Here is a 16,213-nt window from a genome sequence, read left to right as displayed (position 1 = left end):
CCTCAAGCCATGGAGACCCGTATGAAGTTCACTCAAGGCATGGGCCGGATGATGTCCGACGCCCGCGCCCGGCAGGTCATCGGCTTTGTCGGTGCGCTCGCCCTCATTTCAATCGCTCAGCCTGCCTTTGCCGATGGGACCGCGATCGAAGGCGGCCTCAACACTATCAAGACGTGGATGACCACGGTCGCATCCGTGGTCGGCGTCATCGCCGTCATGGCGGTCGGCTATGCCAAGCTGACCGGTCGGATGGACTGGGGAAAAGCGGTCTCGGTGCTGATCGGTATTGGCATCATCTTCTCGGCCACTACGATCGTCGGCTGGATGAGCAGCTCGGGTGGCTGACGCGGAGAAGCTCGCCGAGGATAAGGTGTTCCTCGCCCTGACCAGGCCATCGGTGTTCATGGGATTGCCGCTCGAGGCGATCCTGCCGATTATCATGGTTTGCATGGTGATCTGGGGGATTTTCCACAATCCGTTCTACCCCCTCGCCTTGTTCGGCGCGCTCTACTTCCCGGCGCGCATGATCTGTCACTACGACTTCAATGCTTTCCGGCTGTGGGGCCTGTGGTTCCAGACCGGCTTTCTATCCAAGAACCGCAAGTTCTGGGGTGGCGGGAGCTACTCTCCGGTTCGCCTCGCCAAAGGCGTGAAGCGAAAGCATTTCGGCAATGACTGATTCCAAGCTGAGGCATAAGAAAATCGCGGTGCGCGAGACGGATGACATCAAGTTCATTCCCTACACGCGGCACGTCGACGACACGCTGGTTGCGCTCGGGGACGGCTCGCTTATGCGCATGTACCGCGTCGATGGGCGGCCGTTCGAGACCAGCGACATCGGCGACCTCAACACCTGGCATAACAAGCTCAACATCGCGTGGCGCTCGATCGGTGACGATCGCGTTGCGCTGTGGACCCATCTCGTGCGGACAGCCACAGACCCCGTTCTCGGCGGCGACTTCCACTCCGACTTCGCGCGAACCTTGCAGGAGAAATACGCCGCCACGCTGAAGGAGAAGGTCCTCTACCACAACGAGTTCTACGTTACGATCATCGTCCGGCCGTCGAGCATGGCCGGCGACCAAGTGACGCGGCTTTTCTCGAAGCGGAAGGCCAACGCCGAGATCGACGATCGCGCGCTCACGATCATGGCGGACAAGTGCCGCGACTTCGAAACGCTGCTCGCTGATGTCGCGCCGGAACCGCTCTCGATGTATGAGCACAACGGCATCCTGTTTTCGCGACCGATGGAGGTGCTGCACTTCATCCTGACCGGCGACCGCATCCGCATGCCGCTGCTCGATGGCAGGCTGGGTCAAGCCCTGTATGCGTCACGGGTGGTGTTCGGTCGCGAGGCGGCCGAGATCCGTCTGCCGCACACGTCGCATTACCTCGGCATGTTCGGCGTGCGCGAGTATGTCGCTAGCACCAGGACCGGTCAGTTCAACAGCCTGCTCACCCTCGACTTTCCGTTCGTGCTGACCCAGAGTTTCGCGCCGTTGGTGAAGTCGGTCGCGAGCGAGCGGTTCACCAAAAAATACAAGCAAATGGTCTCCTCGGACGATGCCGGCGTCAGCCAGGCGGAGGAGCTGCTCGACGGCGTCGACGATCTGATGGCGAACCGCTTCGCCATGGGCGAGCATCACCTCTCGATCGCGGTAATCGACGAGAACCCGAAGCGGCTGCTGGAACGCTTGTCGATCGCACGATCGGCAGCGGCCGATACAGGCATGGTGATGGCGCGCGAGGACGTCGCGCTGGAGGCCGCCTTCTGGGCGCAGCTTCCCGGCAATTTTCGGATGCGCGCGCGCCCCGCGGTCATCAACACGCGCAATTTCGCAGGCTTGAGCCCGTTCTACACCTTCCCGGCAGGCCGCAAGTCTGGAAACCACTGGGGCGACGCGGTAACGCTGCTCAAGACGCGCGCGGGCTCGTCCTTCTGGTTCAATTTCCACCGGGCCGACATCGGCCACACGCTAATCATCGGGCCAACGGGTGGCGGCAAAACGGTGCTGCAGAACTTCCTGCAAGCGCAGCTCGAAAAGACCGGCGCAAAACAGGTGTTCTTCGACAAGGACCGCGGTGCCGAGATCTTCGTGCGCGCCTGTGGCGGCACCTATCTGGCGCTGCGCGACGGCGAGCCCACCGGCTTCGCGCCGTTGAAGGGTCTCACCCCGTCTCCGCACGACATCGCGTTTCTGCGGCAGTTCATTCGTGTCCTGGTACGCCGGGACAACCGGCCGCTCAGCGTCGCGGAAGAGCGACTGATCGACGAGGGTATCGAGGCGGTGATGCGGCTGCCAGCGCCGTCGCGCTCCTTCAGCGCCCTGCGCGAGATGCTCGGCTACGCCGATGCCGAGGGCATCGGCGCCCGGCTGGAGCGCTGGTGTCTTGGCGGCCCGCTCGGCTGGGCCTTTGACGGTCCCCAGGACGAAGTGTCGATGTCGGCGCGGTTCATCGGCTTCGACATGACGGACTTCCTGGAGAACCCTGAGATCCGCACTCCCACGATGTTGTACCTCTTCCACCGTGTTGACGAGTTGCTGGACGGGCAGCGTGTCGTGGTCGACGTCGACGAGTTCTGGAAGGCGCTTCAGGACGAGGCCTTTCGGGCGTTCGCGCAGGACGGTCTCAAGACCTTCCGTAAGCGCAACGCCTTCATGGTATTTGGCACGCAGTCCCCGGCCGATGCGCTGCGCTCGCCGATCGCGCACTCGATCATCGAGCAGACCACAACCAAGATCCTGCTTCCAAACTCGGACGCCAAGCGATCGGATTATTGCGACGGGCTCGGCCTGACGGATGCGGAGTATCGGCTGATCCGTGAAGACCTGACGCCGGAGAGCCGGACCTTTCTGGTCAAGCAAGGGCATACCTCGATCGTTGCGAAGCTCGATCTCGGCGGGATGCCCAATGAGCTGAAAGTGCTTTCTGGCCGCGAGGAAACCCTCGTCGCCATGGAGGAGGCCATTGCCCTGGCGGGCAACGATCCTGCGGCGTGGCTGCCGCATTTCTATGCCAACCAAAGGAGAAGCTGACATGTCGCTCAAGCGCATCATCTTGGTTGCAGCCGCGCCGGTCGCGATCGTCGCGTTTACGTCGCCGGCCGCTGCACAGGGCATCCCTGTGTTCGACACCTCTACCTATGTGCAAGCGCTCGCCCAGGTCCAGAACACGATCAAAATGATCCAGCAGGGCGAGCAGCAGATCCAGACGGCGACGACAACGCTCAGCTCGCTTCAGAAGCTGACCAACGTCAACGCGCTCGCCCCGCAATTGCTCAACGCGCAGGTGCGCAACATCCTGCCCAACACAACAATCGACGCCTCGACGTTGCTCAGTGGCGACCTGTCGAAGATTGGTTCGCTCGGTTCGCTCGCATCAAGCATCCAGTCTCGTTACGCGCTGCCGGCAACGTCGTCCTCCGACGCAGACCTAGCCTACAACCAGGCGCTCAAGGATGCGACCAGCTCATCGGCCGCCACGGCCGCGCTGGGCGAGAATACGCTCAGCATCGCCCAGACCCGGATGCAAGGCCTCGACCAGCTCCGCGAGCAACTGTCGTATGCCAAAGATCCCAAGGACGTGATGGACCTCCAAGCCCGAATCTCGGTCGAACAGGCACAGCTGCAAAACGATCTGCTCAAGATGCAGGCGATCCAGATGGCGCAGGCCGGTCAGGCGAACATGCAGATCAGCGCAGCGCAAGTGGCGGCCGGTCGCGATGAAGCAGCATTCTTCAGTGCCAACACGATCAGGAAGTGATCATGCGCAAGATACTATCCCTCTGCTCGTTGCTCGTCGTCTGCGGATGCCAACAGAACGTCGTGGTGCCTACCGCCAAGGAGCTGATCGCCGGTCCTCAACTCCTCTCGCAGTGGCAGGCGAAGTGCGATGCGGGGGAGTACAGCCATCTCCCTGCAGATCAGAAGGCCAAGATGTGCGCGACGACCGGAGACGCGACCATCTCGGTCGCTCAGACCAAGGCCGGCAACGAAGAGGCGGACTTCTTCAAACAGAACACGATCCGCAAGAAGTAGATTTAATCGCTGCGCTTTGATCGCCGAAGATCGGAACCTCACTCAATGGCTGCCGGCCCACCCAACATCATGACGCTGTTCACGACGATGTATTCGTATGTGGAGACCGCCATAGCGACCTCGGTTGCGAGCTTCGGGGCGGGGCTCGTCAGTTTCGTTGCAGCGCCTTTGGCCCTGGCGGCGATCATCTACTTCCTGTTGCTCGGCTTTGCCGTGCTACGAGGGGCTATCCAGGCTCCACTTCGCGAGCTTGTATTCCAAGCCGGCAAGGTCGGGTTCGCCCTCGCGGCTGCCAGTGCGGTTGGCTATTCGGCGTTTGTGGTGAACGTGGTCACCAACTTGCCGAGCGAAATCATCGCGACTGGATCGGGCACGCCCGTCACCAACCCGGGAACCACCTTCGATACCTATGTCGCCGATACCGGCAAGCTCTCGGAAAAGTTGGTCAATGCGAACCTGAAAGTTCAATCGCAAGAGCAAAAGGGCATCACAGACTTTCGCACACCCGTGATCCAGCTCAGCGCCACCCTGATCACCTATCTGTGCGTTGCCGTCCTCTACATCTTCGCGTTTATGTCGGCGTCGATCGGCTTTTGCATCGTCATTTTTGCCAAACTGTCGGTTGCGATCTGCGTCGCGCTCGCGCCGCTTGCGCTGGCATGTCTGCTTTTCAACTCCTCCCGCTGGCTATTCGACGGCTGGCTAAAGCAGACCGTCAATTTCATCCTGCTGATGGTCGTCATGGCGATCATGACCAAGTTCATCACCGGCCTCCAGGAAGCCGCCATGGACGGCATCATGGGATCGATCCCCGAAGACGGCTCCTCCTTCGTCATGGCGCAGAACGGCTACATCGTTCTGAAAGCTGCCGTAATGCTCGTAGCGACGATCGCCTGCGCGGCGATCTACATCGTCGGCACGATCTTCTTCTTTCAATCGCCGGCCATCGCCGCGGGTATCTCGGGGGGTGCGTCCTCTGGCGGCCATGGCTTCCTGCAGACCGGGGCGAACATGCTGACCAACCGGCTGATGTTCCGGCGCGCGACGCAGGCGAACCGTCCCCCGCCAGGAGGGGGCGCCACGGGCGGCTCGGCCTCTCGGTCCACTTGAGGACCGCTGGCGCGTCCAAGACCATGAACCACGGAACCGCCGGGCGCGGGACCTTACGAACGGAGACGTCATGAAAAGGCTGACCATCGTGGCGATCGGCACGCTTGTGCTTGGCGGCTGCACCGGGACTCATATCAGACCTGTCTCGGTGTGCGACGGCAAACACCGGCGTCCCGCCAACCTCTACGGGTCGATCCTGCCGAGCTTGCCGGTGCCACTGCCGGCGTCACAGCAGGGCGCAGGGCAGTCGATGGTGGCGCCGCCATCACGCGAGCTAGCACCGGCGCCTCTTCCCGCACCGACCCCTACGCCCGGTGCCGGAGGTACGCCTGCCGCCCCAATCGGACCTGGGGCCATGAATATCCCGCGATCGGCGCCACGCACGTCCGCGCAGGACGTCGCGCCGACCTACTCCTCCTGCTGAAGGGATCGACGCCATGGGCGCGGTGAAGGCCGAAGATAAAGAGAAATACTACGAGACATCGAGGACGTGGGAATATGACCGTATGCGTGCGGCGATCCAGTCCAAGCGGCTCGCCTGGGGCGTTGCGGCGGCTGCGTGCACGCTCGCTGTGGCGTCAGTTGCGGCAGTCGCGATGCTTAGCCCGCTGAAGACCGTCGAGCCCTATGTCATCAGGGTCGACAAGAGCTCGGGCGAGACGCAGGTCGTGACCGCGCTCAAGGGGCCGCAGCCGCGCACCTATGAGGATGCGGTCAACCGCTACTTCATCTCGCAATATGTGCGGTTGCGCGAAGGCTGGCTCAACGATGCCGCGCGCGAGAACGCCTATACGGTCATGCTCACCAGCGATTTCGCCGAGAGCGCTCGTTACCTGAACAGCGTTCAGGCCAACAACAAGAACGCGCCTTCCAACATTTACGGCGGCAAGGGCTTCGTCTCGATCTCGATCCGGACGATCAGTTTCCTCAGTCCTACCGTGGCGCAGGTCCGCTTCACGAAGATCATCACCTTCGGGCAGAACACGCCGATCGCGCAAAATTGGAACGCGATACTGACCTTCAGATACACGACGGCGCCGGAGCATGAGAAAGATCGGAATCTCAATCCGCTCGGCTTCCAGGTCGTGAACTATCGTTCAGACCCGGAGGCGTGACATGAGCGATCAGCCGAATACGTCGGACAGTGGCGACCATGTCCTCGTCCCCTTCCTGCCAGCGCTGCGCCAGAAGTTGGGTCTTCGTCTGTCACCGCCGGCAACGGCGTTGGTGCTGACAGAGGATGGCGCCAGGAATCGCTTCTGGCGCGGGGTCGGGGCGGTGTGGCACCGCCTCGTCGCGTTCTCGGTTCTGGGTGCCGTGGCAGTCACGCTCGCGCCACAGCCTGCGTTCGCGTCGGAAACCCCCGTCCCCGGGGCCAAGGACGCCCGCGTTCGCAACGTCAACTACGATCCGGATCAGGTGGTGACGATCGTCGGCAGTTTCCGGCATGCGATCGAGATCCAGTTCGGGCCTGGCGAAACGGTAACGCAGGCCGCCCTGGGCGATACCGTCTCCTGGCAGATCGCGCCCGTGGGAAACATCGTCTTCCTCAAACCCCGCGAGAAGGCTGGCGGCACCAACCTGATCGTCGTCACCAACGCCGGCGGCGTGCCGCGCACCTATCATTTCAACCTCGCGCTGGGAACGGGCGCCACGATGTACGGCGTGCGGTTCCGCTATCCGCGCGAGGAACGGGCGATGGCGGCGCTGCAGGTGCAGATTGCCCAGGCCCAGGCCGCCAAGGCGATCGAGACGACCATCACCACCGCCGCGCTCGACCATGCCGTGATCGAGGGCACCCGGAATATGAATTATACCGTGCAGGGCGACGTCGCACTGCAACCCACCGAGATCTCCGACAACGGCGAGTTCACCGTGCTGCGCTATCCGGGCCACGCCGACATTCCCTCGATCTTCGCGGTCGACGTTGACGGGACCGAGACGATCGTCCCCTACGATGTTCGCGAGGATTTCGTCGTGATCCATGCGGTCTACCGTCAGCTGCGCCTCAGGCGCGGGGCGACGGTGCTGTGCATCTACAACGAGACGCCGCTGCGGAACGATCGCGGCGATCGAACGGGCACCGTCTCCAACGTCGTCGAACGTAAAGTGAAGGGGCAGTAACATGGTCGGGACCGTGATTGACCGCGGGGGCGATGTCGCTGCCGACACCGTTGCGCCAGGCGAGGTCGATAACCCGGTCGCGCGTAGCGGCGGGTGGGGCAACCTCGCCTTCATCGGTGCGGGGATCGGACTGCTCGGTGCCATAGGCGGCATCGTGATAGGCTATGGTGCGTTTCACCAATCGGCCAGTACCGCGGCTGCCGCGCAGCCCGCGAAGGCCAGTGACCGTGCCGTGGACGACGTGATGGGATCGCCAAACGCGCAGCGAGCGGCGCTCGCGGGTCAGCTCGGCCAGCCCGACGCGGCGCAAACCGACATCTTCGGGCGGCCGATCGCCGCAGCCCCGGGGCCGCAGGTCGCCGATGCCAACGGAAATCCGGTGCCGGCAACGAGCGGGACAACCTCCCCAACGGCGAACGGACAGCAATCTCCTGAGCAGCGACGTGCCGAGCAGGCACGCGCCATGGCCGATGCGGCGCGGCGGTCGCCGATCATGGCCTTTGGCAACACCGGGCTGGCCTCGGCCGCCCTTCCCGCCTCCGCGCCCGGTGCGGACGCACAACAGGGGACCGACCTCGATGACCGGACGCGCGGCGGCGGACAATCCACCGTCGCGCGACGGGGCCTCGGTGCCAGTGGCTTCGGAGCGCGGGGTGAAGAAAGTCCAGCCGAGGCGGGCAAGGGCTCGACCGACTTCAGCGATCAGCTCGGCCATGCCGCGATCCAGACGGTCCGGGCAACGATGGTCGCGGACCGCAACCTTTTGCTGAGTGCCGGCACGGTCATCCCCTGCACGCTCCAAACGGCGATCAACTCGACGCAGGCCGGCTTCGTGTCCTGCGTCATCAATCACGACGTCTATTCAGAAAACGGCCGCATCGTCCTGCTCGACAAGGGGACCAAGGTGCTGGGGCAATATTCCGGTGGCATCACGCAGGGGCAAGCGCGCCTGTTCGTACTGTGGACGCGCGCCCTGACGCCGCGTGGCGTCGCCATCGACCTCGGGTCGCCGGCAGCGGATAGCCTTGGCCGGGCCGGGTTGCCAGGCGGCGTCGATACCCAGTTCTGGGCACGTTTCGGCGTCGGGCTCGTCATCTCGGTGCTGGAGGATGCCTCGCAGATCGCCGGTCGGGCGGTTGCCAATGAGGGGAGCAACACCACGCAGGTTCCCGGGCAAACCGGACAGACCGTCCTGCAGCAGACCATGAACATCAAACCGATCCTGAAAAAGAACCAGGGCGACACCGCGGCGATCTTCGTCGCGAAGGACTTCGATTTCCGCTCGGTCTATGACGTGGGATTGAGGCGTTAAGGCCGTGGCATCCAGTCCGACGTCGCTGATCTACGAGCATAATGCCGAGCCGATCCGACGGCACCTTCTGCGCGACGATGTGACCGAATTGGTCATCAACGAGCCGGGGATAATCGGCCTCGAGACTCGGAATGGCTGGGAGTGGCATGAGGAGCCCGCACTCGACAATGCGGCCCTCATGACGCTGGCGAAGCTGATCGCGGGGCTGACCAAGCAGGACATCAATTCCGAATATCCGATATGCTCCTCGGTCCTGCCGGGCGGCGAGCGCGCGCAGGTCGTCGTTCCCCCGGCGGTCGAGCAAGGCTTCATCTCGATCACGATCCGCAAAGCGTCGGGCGTGACGATGAACATCGACGATTTCGTGCGTGCCGGCCTGTTCAGCGAGGTCCGCGCGCGAGGCCTGTACGAGGAGGTCGACCCCGATCTGCTACGACTGCGCGAGGCGGGCGACTGGCGCGCCTTCTTCAAGCTGGCGGTCGCAGCCCGCAAGAACATCCTCATTTCCGGCGCGACGGGCTCCGGCAAGACGAGCTTCTCTAAGGGTCTCATCAAGCTGATCCCGGACTATGAGCGGATCCTGACGATCGAGGACACGCGCGAGCTCGTCGTACCCCAGCGCAACCACGTCCACATGATGTACGCCAAGGATGGGAAGAGCCTCCAGAAGGCGGGCGCCAAGGAGTTGCTGGAATCGGCGCTGCGGATGCGGCCCGATCGCATCCTTCTGCAGGAACTTCGGGACGGCACCGCCTTCTTCTACCTCCGCAACGTCAACAGCGGTCATCCCGGTTCGATCACTACTGTCCATGCCAATACGGCCGAGGGCGCGCTCGAGCAGCTGACGCTGCTGGTGAAGGAGTCAGAGGGCGGCAACGATCTCGACCGTCACGACATTCGGGCGCTGCTGCGCTCCCTGGTCGATATCGTCGTGCAGATGCATCGCCTGCCACCCGGTGAGGGCCAGCCGGCGCGCTATCGCATGACCGAAGTATGGTTCGATCCGGCGAGCAAGCCGACCGACTGAAGGGGGTGCCGGCATGAACGGAAACTGGGTGCGAAGCGACGAAGGGTCGCAGCCGGGCGCGATCGCGTTCCTCGGCGTTATCGGCATGTTCGTCAGCGCCGCGATCGGCGCCGTCGCCGTCCTGTGGCGTGCCCACCTCCTCAACGCCCATACCCCGTGGCGCAAGGTGCCGGCCGCGCTTTGGGCGCTGAAGGGCTATCCGATCGTCTATGAGCCGTTCCTGATTGGCTTCGGGATCGGCCTCGTCCTGACGGTCGTCATCATCGTCTCGACGCTGTTCACGCGGCAAAAGCTCCACGGCGAGGCGCGCTTCGCGCGGGTCGGCGAGGTCCGCAACGGCAAGATGCTCGCCTCGGCCGGCATCGTGCTGGGCAAGTTCGGCGGCAAGGTGATGCGCTTTGGCGGACCCGAGCATGTGATGCTGGAAGCCCCGACACGCGCGGGCAAGGGAGTGGGCGTCATCATCCCGAACTTGCTCGACTGGCTCGATTCTCTCGTGGTGCTCGACATCAAGCAGGAAAATTATGATAACACGGCGGGGTATCGGCTGAAGGTGCTCGGGCAGCAGGTGCTGCTCTTCAACCCGCTCGATCCCACGGGCCGCACCGTGAGGTGGAACCCGCTGAGCTACATCAACCGGCATGATCCGGTGGAGGTCATCAATGAGCTCCAGAAGATCGCGGCAATGCTCTATCCAGATCCACTCACGGGCGAAAAGTTCTGGGCCGAGGGCGCACGAACCGCGTTCCTCGGCATCACCGCCTATATCGCGGCGACCGTCGACGATGGGGAGGACGCCCTCCCCTTCACGCTCGGCGAGGTGTACCGCCAGTTCGCGGCCAGCGATGCCCAGCGGCGTTTTCCGAAGATCATCGCCGATCGTAAGAGGGCCGGAAAGCCCCTGTCGGAAGGCTGCGTCTCGGCAATCAAGGATTATACCGGCTCGTCGGCGAACACGTTCTCCGGATTGCGCCAGTCGGTTACGTCCAAGATCAACGGCTGGCTGAACCCATATGTCGATGCGGCGACCTCAGAGAGCGATTTCGATCTCAGTGACTTTCGGGACAAGCGGATCTCGCTCTATCTCGGCGTGTCGCCGGATGACCTGGAGCGGGTTGCGCCGATCTACGGCCTGCTCTTCCAGCAACTCATCGACCGCAACGTCCGCGAGCTGCCGAAGGGCGACAAGCATCAGATCAAGGTGCTGCTCGCCCTGGACGAGTTCGCGAGCCTCGGCAAATGCACCGTGCTCGCAAACGCCTTCAGCTATGTCGCCGGCTACGGGTTGCGGATGCTGCCGGCGTTTCAGTCGCTCGAACAGATTCAAGGGGTCTATGGGGACAAGGTGGCGGCCGACATCGAGCGAAACTGCGCGGTGCGGCTTGTTCTTCGTCCGGCCGGTTTGGCCGAGGCGAAGAAGATTTCGGACCAGCTCGGCAGTTACACGTTCAAGGCGCGCTCGCGCTCGATGGGAACGTGGGGTGGAGGCGGCGGCTCCACCTCGGACTCCGATCAGCGCCGGCCGCTGATGCTCCCTCAGGAAGTCGAGTTGCTGCCGGAGGACGATCTGATCGTTTTCCGGCGAGGCATGTACGCGACCTATGGAAAGAAGGTCCGTTACTATGCCGAGAAAAAGCTCTCGGCGCGGACTAAGATACCGGCCCCGGAGATGCCCCAGATCCGCGTGGACCCAGCCATCGCTGCCAATAGCCTTCGCGTGATCGAGGCCACTCAGGCACCCGATGACATAATTCCCGCCTGGTCGGCGCCAAGCGCCGTGCCGACGTCGGGATCCGTCGCAACCGACGGAGCAACTGCAACGGGTCGGCGTGGATTGAACCAGGCCGCGATCAGCGCTGCCTTGGCCGTTCCGACAAACGAGCGTGTCGCCAAGCTCTTCGAAGGCGTCCTCATGGTGCGAGGCAGGCCTGCATAACCAATGCGAAGGCCTTCTCATCGATTTTGAAAGTGGGAACGAGCGAGGTTGCCTCGAAGGGCGTTAAATGGGACAAAGCGGTCACTAAAGTCGTCGGGCGGCAATGGCGGCATCGGATAGAAGCAGACGCTCGCAGCATAAGTCTCCAGAGGGCAAACGCTCGAATGTGGCCGCCTCGGGGCCGACTTTGGGGTAGGTGCGCTAGGACTTCTTTTCCGCTTTGCCCGGTCGCTCGCCACCACTCGCGTTGAACCGTTCACAGGCACCCGTTTGTTGAACGCTCGCCCTGTCTAACTGGCTAAGACCGCATGGTTTTGTAGCATCTGACGGCACGGGAAGCACCTGTCCAGAAAACGACCGTTTGTTGAACATGCACGGACTGTGTTGTGTACGTCAGCACCCGGCTTCAGGTTTTGGTATAGTCGTCACCCCACATCCGCCCAAGAGCGATCAGCAGCTTTCCCAGTTTGCCGTGAAAATTCGCAATTTCGAGAATTTCAAATTGGGAACAGATTTTGAGAAAGCGCACCCGTCTGCGGCTGTCAGTCGGATCAACGGGTCAGGTTTCCCGGTCAACGTTCGTTATTGGGAACAGCCGGCCGCGCGAAGATTCATATATCACGTTGCGAAAAGCCGAACTGGCACATTTAATCCGCGCTCACGATTCCCATCCGGAGCATCCTCCTAAATATCTCCAATGCTTCAACTGTGACATTAGGTGTAGCTAGAATCACTGGTTCAGGGGGGCTGCTCAGCCTTTGATGTAAGTAGGCCGTTCTTGCCACCGCGCCTGTAGCAAAGCAGACGATATCGAGTGCGTCGTAAGCAGCTATGTCAGCGCCAACAAAGCTATATTGTGCACTCAAGTCGAGATTTGAGTCGGTATGATTTAGATAGATCGATATTGATCTGGCATCGACCGATCGATCTTCCATATAGCGAACGCATGCCGAGACGCTGTCATTTGCTACTCGCTTCGGTATTTCGAAATCGGCTAGCGTTAATAGTGAATGCGAAGCCATGAATATGAGCAACCTGTTCCGCTCATCATCTCCCAGGGACTGGTACTTTGCGTTATCGATGACTGACCAGCCAGCCGTCCATTCCTCGCTACTCACTTGCACACTCCTAATCACGCCATGCTTTGCTAAGCCACGACAATTGCGAAATCCGATCGGTTCGAGCAGCGCAGTCCCATATCGTGATCGATTCCGAGAACGCCGATGCCTTTTCGCCCGCCGTTCGCAAATGGACGCGTGAGATCGCAAGAACCATCTAGTTGCGGTCACTCCTCTTTATATGGGAACATTGCGAACGTCGTTTCGACAATCATTGGCGGAGGTAATGCAGAATGGAAAGTAGCCGTCAGTTGGAAAACATCGGAATCGCAATCGCGCCGATGCTAGTTGGTTCGGTGTCCGAAATAAGGGTCGTGGCGGAAGTCCATGACGACTGGATCCAGAGGCGCTATGATGTCGTGCATGACGGCAAGCTTGTTGAAGGAGTGGAAGGCGAGAGATCCGTGAACCGATCCGTCAATGATGCTCTATCTGCGCTCAGACGTGACATGCTCGAAGAGGGTCAGGTAGACTGGCATCATTGCGCTTATATCTTAAGGGCTGACGGAGCCTTCAAAATCGAATTCGATCGTAGCAGACCGCCGAGCGCATAAATGTCGACGACTGGAGATCTCTAGCGGAACAGTAACTGCCTCGTTTCCGAGCTCGACCATTCCGCTGCCTACCGTTCTCGGCCATTCCCGTAACAGCATCCATCGCGAGAAAGCCGGATCGGGAAAGAACGGCTCGGTACCGTCTAAAGCCCCCCCGTTATTCGCTCGGGATGCATTAGGTTTTGCATCGTTAGGATATCAAGGTTCACGCGGTTTGGTAGCGGATAATACAAAAGCGGAGCTTGAAAATGAACGAGATGGACAAGCAGACCGATATAATAACGAAACTGGCTCAACTAATGATTGATCAGATTGAGGGTCCTTTTGAATCCATCGTATGCGAATACGAATATCTAGAACGATACAGCACGGTTAGCAGTTCGCTTTCGGTCATACTGCACGGGACGCAGAAATATCCAGAGACTGCGGCCGGATTTGCGACCGACAATGTCGAGCTCTGCATGAAGCTTCGTGAGTTGATGAGATTTCATACGGGAGGGGAATGGGGCTCGTTTACCCTTTCGCTAGCTGCGAGCGGCGAAGCAAAAACAGAGTTCTATTATTCATAATCGGCGACGCCTAATCATCATACTCATCTCGAGAGCAATGACTGAGGTGGCGTGTGCGAGGAAGCTGTTGAGGAAGGATTTTTCGAATGGCTGTTGATCCGGAATTCATTGCCGCAGTGGCGAGTTCGAACGTCTGCGCATTATATTACGCCCTGTGCGATGAATATCCGTTGCGCTTAAGGATACCTAGAACGACATTGGCGAAGACGGCCGTGCTGGAGGCAGCGGCAGCGAGGGAACTCCCTTTAGAAAAACTGAGAGGTCCGGGAGCGGTATATCGCCTTTCATCGCTCCCAGAAAACTTGAGCCTTAATGTGATTATTCAGGGCGGCGGATCCTTAGAAACCGATTTTACCGTGCATTATAGGGATAGGCCCCAAAGAGACGGCTTTGCCCAACTTTGCTATAGTGCCCGTATATTCACCGGGCAGCCACCGTGCCAACCACCTTATCCCCGTCCAACATGCCTGTCGGTTGACGAGATTCTGCCGGTGATCAAAAGACTTGATGACTTAACCCGAATTCTCGGGAGCTTTTCCGGCCGACCTTCAACCTGCTGAATTATCCGGCACAGTGCGTTCGCGATTGAAAGCGGCCATGCCGCTTTCATCTCCAACCGGCCATTCCCAAAATTCGATCCCTTTCGAGAGGGCTGCCGGCTTCTCACGGCTCGTTCCTAATTGGGAACATCGCTCGGATCAGCGTTATCGTCCACCTCCAGCAGAACACGATAAGCGCTGTCTTCGCTTTGCATTGCTCGCGCCGCTTGTTCAGCCGTTATCGAACGGTGAAGAAGTCGGCTGCCGGCCGACCCTCCGCTGTCATATTCAGCTATATAATGGTCGTCTTCGCAGGTGATACGCAGACCCCATCCCTCGAATACGATCGTCTGCAACGTCACCCCCTATCAAAAGGTTTATGTGATACGCCCTGATAACGGATCTGCTTGAGCTTTGGAAAAATCCTGATCTACCATCCTAACGGGAATGCATTTGCCGCTGTGATCGCACTACCCTATCAGCGCGCGGCGCGTGCTAAATCGCAGCAGCTTCGATCCGGCTCTGTAGGTCTTTAATCGTCTGCTCCAAGGCATGCTGTATAACTGTATCTCCCAAAGCCCGCGCAGTCTCATATTCCGCCCTCCTAATCTTGAGCACCTCGCTGGCGACGTGCCGCCAATCGGCAGCAGGTATGCCGTAATCGCGGGTTGCCTCTACTTGATCGAGACCGCTGATCCCAATCAGATGAAGGCGAGGCCACTGATCGATTTCGTCGACATATGCATAGTCAAAGTTGGTTTTAGCATTTTCGGTCAAGGTCACCGTAACGTGATTCCAAGGTCTCGGCAGGAAGATGTCGAGCGTTCTCGTTCTCGCGAGATCGAACTTTATTGACTCCTCAACCTCTTCGGGCCGGCTACCGAAGCCGACATACTGCCCTCGCACGCCGTCGCGACGGGTCCATTGACTGACGCCCGCAGTCTGCATCCACTCATGAAACTGCGCCTCGAACCGCATCTCCACTGCGTCCTCGGGGAAGATCGACCACAGCTTTCGGCTAATGTCGCCAACGATTGCCTCGAACTGCTGCTTGTCTGCCATCGGTGTCCCAATCCGTTTGTTAGTATCAGTTCGTCGGTCTCAGGCGGCAGGTCCAGTCCCGTTCGAAAATTCGCCCTCAGCCAACAGAAATCCCATTTCGCGATCCCAATCGAGAAACCAGACCTGCAGAAATCATTCCCGGGCACTTATGGGGCGGGCAGAGTAGGGAGAGGCTCGTTGGCTAGCCTGACAATCTCCGCGGCTAGATCGTCGGATGATGCTGCCGCCTTAGGCCAATAAATTATGTCGCTGATAGGTACGTTAGGGAAAGTGCGCTCAAGAATACCGAGGCAAAAGCTGCTCCTTGGTTCGTCCGCAGCTTCGATGACGCCGATGCATTCCGCAACTTCCTGAACGGTAAGGTCGGGGATGCCTGGAGGAGGTCCCATCGCTGCCAACACCGCAAAATCACGTTCGCTGGTCCAACTGTTCAGGTTGCTAAACGTGACGCTATCATACCCCTGCGATCCCGCCAGCGCATCGGCTTCGGCGATGAGCGCGTCGCACTCCTCGTCAGCATCCAAACAATCGACGATCCGAAGAATGAGATTCTGCAATGCGTCGATCCGCTCCGGCGGGGGCGTCGGTATCAGCGCCTCAATCCTGCTGGGCATCGAACCTCTCCTAACCTTCGAATAATATCCGACCATGAACACCGCTATCGAATAATCTCAATTCATCGAGCCTAGCTATTCGTTGCCGACATTCCGTTTCCCATTTCTCGATCCCTTTTGAGAATCGGCTGATGGCAGCGGTGTGCAGAAAACGGCCGGTTTCCGAACATCGGCATATGGGCCGGCCAGAGCAGGCCCTTACCGCCGA

17 protein-coding genes are annotated in these 16,213 nt (G+C 60.3%); 13 read left to right on the top strand and 4 right to left on the bottom strand.

Annotation, left to right across the window (positions count from 1 at the left end; all coding sequences use genetic code 11):
• Positions 1-9: 9 nt before the first annotated feature.
• The 11 genes from C8J26_RS17725 to C8J26_RS17675 all read left to right on the top strand — a co-directional run bounded on the left by C8J26_RS17725 (position 10) and on the right by C8J26_RS17675 (position 11,549).
• A complete protein-coding gene (locus tag C8J26_RS17725; protein ID WP_244185378.1) occupies positions 10-345 on the top strand; it encodes a TrbC/VirB2 family protein in 336 nt (111 codons plus the stop codon).
• On the top strand, positions 338-679 hold the full coding sequence (locus C8J26_RS17720; RefSeq protein ID WP_107959500.1) for a VirB3 family type IV secretion system protein: 342 nt from the start codon (positions 338-340) through the stop codon (positions 677-679). Before C8J26_RS17725 ends, C8J26_RS17720 begins: the two co-directional genes overlap by 8 nt.
• Positions 672-3,038 (top strand): VirB4 family type IV secretion/conjugal transfer ATPase, encoded by a 2,367-nt coding sequence (locus C8J26_RS17715; protein ID WP_107959499.1) that lies wholly within the window; start codon positions 672-674, stop codon positions 3,036-3,038. Before C8J26_RS17720 ends, C8J26_RS17715 begins: the two co-directional genes overlap by 8 nt.
• Position 3,039: 1 nt before the next feature.
• Entirely contained in the window at positions 3,040-3,765 is a 726-nt protein-coding gene (locus tag C8J26_RS17710; RefSeq protein WP_107959498.1) for a TrbJ/VirB5 family protein, read from the top strand.
• 2 nt (positions 3,766-3,767) lie between these two features.
• On the top strand, positions 3,768-4,040 hold the full coding sequence (locus tag C8J26_RS17705) for a hypothetical protein (protein ID WP_107959497.1): 273 nt from the start codon (positions 3,768-3,770) through the stop codon (positions 4,038-4,040).
• A 45-nt stretch (positions 4,041-4,085) separates the two neighbouring features.
• Positions 4,086-5,150 carry a TrbL/VirB6 family protein gene (locus C8J26_RS17700; protein ID WP_244185377.1) on the top strand — a complete coding sequence of 355 codons (1,065 nt, stop codon included), beginning with the start codon at positions 4,086-4,088 and terminating at the stop codon, positions 5,148-5,150.
• A gap of 437 nt (positions 5,151-5,587) precedes the next feature.
• Positions 5,588-6,265, top strand: a complete 678-nt coding sequence (locus C8J26_RS17695) for a VirB8 family type IV secretion system protein (RefSeq protein WP_107959496.1) — start codon at positions 5,588-5,590, stop codon at positions 6,263-6,265.
• Between the two features lies 1 nt (position 6,266).
• Positions 6,267-7,274 (top strand): TrbG/VirB9 family P-type conjugative transfer protein, encoded by a 1,008-nt coding sequence (locus C8J26_RS17690; RefSeq protein ID WP_107959495.1) that lies wholly within the window; start codon positions 6,267-6,269, stop codon positions 7,272-7,274.
• Between the two features lies 1 nt (position 7,275).
• On the top strand, positions 7,276-8,586 hold the full coding sequence (gene virB10, locus C8J26_RS17685) for a type IV secretion system protein VirB10 (protein ID WP_107959494.1): 1,311 nt from the start codon (positions 7,276-7,278) through the stop codon (positions 8,584-8,586).
• A gap of 4 nt (positions 8,587-8,590) precedes the next feature.
• Entirely contained in the window at positions 8,591-9,613 is a 1,023-nt protein-coding gene (gene virB11 / locus C8J26_RS17680; RefSeq protein ID WP_107959493.1) for a P-type DNA transfer ATPase VirB11, read from the top strand.
• 13 nt (positions 9,614-9,626) lie between these two features.
• Complete coding sequence (locus C8J26_RS17675) at positions 9,627-11,549, top strand: type IV secretory system conjugative DNA transfer family protein (RefSeq protein WP_107959492.1); 1,923 nt, start codon at positions 9,627-9,629, stop codon at positions 11,547-11,549.
• 647 nt (positions 11,550-12,196) lie between these two features.
• Here C8J26_RS17675 and C8J26_RS20265 read toward each other — a convergent pair.
• Positions 12,197-12,667 (bottom strand): hypothetical protein, encoded by a 471-nt coding sequence (locus C8J26_RS20265; protein WP_146168896.1) that lies wholly within the window; start codon positions 12,665-12,667, stop codon positions 12,197-12,199.
• A 233-nt stretch (positions 12,668-12,900) separates the two neighbouring features.
• On the opposite strand from C8J26_RS20265, the gene C8J26_RS17670 reads away from it, so the two are divergent.
• Positions 12,901-13,221, top strand: coding sequence for a hypothetical protein (locus C8J26_RS17670; protein ID WP_107956111.1), 321 nt, complete (start codon positions 12,901-12,903; stop codon positions 13,219-13,221).
• 248 nt (positions 13,222-13,469) lie between these two features.
• Positions 13,470-13,790, top strand: a complete 321-nt coding sequence (locus C8J26_RS17665; RefSeq protein WP_107959491.1) for a hypothetical protein — start codon at positions 13,470-13,472, stop codon at positions 13,788-13,790.
• A 676-nt stretch (positions 13,791-14,466) separates the two neighbouring features.
• Here the strand turns inward: C8J26_RS17665 and C8J26_RS20260 are convergent.
• The 3 genes from C8J26_RS20260 to C8J26_RS17655 all read right to left on the bottom strand — a co-directional run bounded on the left by C8J26_RS20260 (position 14,467) and on the right by C8J26_RS17655 (position 16,005).
• Positions 14,467-14,685, bottom strand: a complete 219-nt coding sequence (locus C8J26_RS20260) for a hypothetical protein (protein WP_146168895.1) — start codon at positions 14,683-14,685, stop codon at positions 14,467-14,469.
• A gap of 139 nt (positions 14,686-14,824) precedes the next feature.
• Positions 14,825-15,391, bottom strand: a complete 567-nt coding sequence (locus tag C8J26_RS17660) for a hypothetical protein (protein ID WP_107959490.1) — start codon at positions 15,389-15,391, stop codon at positions 14,825-14,827.
• Positions 15,392-15,537: 146 nt separating this feature from the next.
• A complete protein-coding gene (locus C8J26_RS17655; RefSeq protein WP_107959489.1) occupies positions 15,538-16,005 on the bottom strand; it encodes a hypothetical protein in 468 nt (155 codons plus the stop codon).
• Positions 16,006-16,213: the final 208 nt, after the last annotated feature.

Origin of the sequence: Sphingomonas aurantiaca, assembly GCF_003050705.1 — a bacterium.
Taxonomy (GTDB): domain Bacteria; phylum Pseudomonadota; class Alphaproteobacteria; order Sphingomonadales; family Sphingomonadaceae; genus Sphingomonas; species Sphingomonas aurantiaca.
This window is presented reverse-complemented; position numbering and strand designations above follow the sequence as displayed.